This window comes from Bacteroides sp. AR20, assembly GCF_964250605.1.
Taxonomy (GTDB): Bacteria; Bacteroidota; Bacteroidia; order Bacteroidales; family Bacteroidaceae; genus Bacteroides; species Bacteroides uniformis.
Genome location: NZ_CAXUGK010000072.1, coordinates 1 through 1,155 on the forward strand (window position 1 = coordinate 1; position 1,155 = coordinate 1,155).

General features: G+C 42.3%; 1 protein-coding gene. It reads right to left on the reverse strand.

Annotation, left to right across the window (positions count from 1 at the left end; genetic code table 11):
• Window positions 1–7 precede the first annotated feature (7 nt).
• Window positions 8–988, reverse strand: coding sequence for an IS30-like element IS4351 family transposase (locus ACESTD_RS18410; RefSeq protein WP_005794072.1), 981 nt, complete (start codon window positions 986–988; stop codon window positions 8–10).
• Window positions 989–1,155 lie beyond the last annotated feature (167 nt).

Genomic DNA, 1,155 nt, shown 5'->3' on the forward strand with positions numbered 1-1,155 from the left:
GCTGAATTCAACTTGCAAATGCAACAGAATTCTGATTAATAATTTGTTTAAATTTTTCGTTTGGCGTGAGGTATCCAAGTCTTTTACGAGGTCGATTATTGAGTTTATTTTCAATCCACTTAATCTGTTTGTTGGTTACTTCACTAAAGTCCTTACCCTTTGGGATATACTGCCTGATAAGCCCGTTGGTGTTTTCATTGGCACCACGTTCCCATGAGTGGTATGGTTTGCAAAAATAGAATTTTATTTCCAATTTTTGCGCAATTTCCTCGTGCTTTGCAAACTCCTTTCCATTGTCAGCCGTAATTGTGTGTATTAAGTTTTTCACTTTCCGCAGTGCCCATACTGCAATCTTAGCTACCGGGATGGCTTCTTTTCCCGACAACTTGCGTATCCAGACCCTGCTTGTTGCTCTGTCGTTAATGGTAAGAATGGCACCTTTGTGGTTCTTACCAATAATTGTATCTATCTCTAAATCACCAAATCTCTCCTTCAGTTCCACTATCTCGGGACGCTCATCAATATCCACCCTGCCTGGGATAAATCCTCGCCCTGCATTTTTAGAACCACGTTTGGCATACCTGCGACCTTGTCTGCGAAGATATTTGTGCAGTTTGCCACCCCGCCGCTTATCCTCCCAAATCCAGCGATATATCGTTTCGTGAGATACCATCGCAATTCCCTCCAAGCGGCTCCTGCCGACAATCTGCTCCGGGCTGAATCCTTTCTTCAACAGCTTTATTATCCGTTTTCTCATTGCCGGTGTAAGCACTTCCTTGCGATGTTTTTGCTGCTTGCGCCTGTCTGCTTTTCGCTGGGCAAGCTCCATGCTATAGCTACCACTTCGGGCGTCGCAATTGCGCTTTATCTCCCTGTAAACAGTGCTTTTATCTACTCCGATAGCTTCCGCTATTGCTTTTTTGCTCATCGGTATTTGCAACATCATAGAAATTGCATACCTTTGTTCCTCGGTTATATGTTTGCTCATCTGCAACTTTTTTTTCTTTGGACGGACAATTAAAGCAAAGATAGCAAACTTTATCCATTCAGAGTGAGAGAAAGGGGGACATTGTCTCTCTTTCCTCTCTGAAAAATAAATGTTTTTATTGCTTATTATCCGCACCCAAAAAGTTGCATTTATAAGTTGAACTCAAG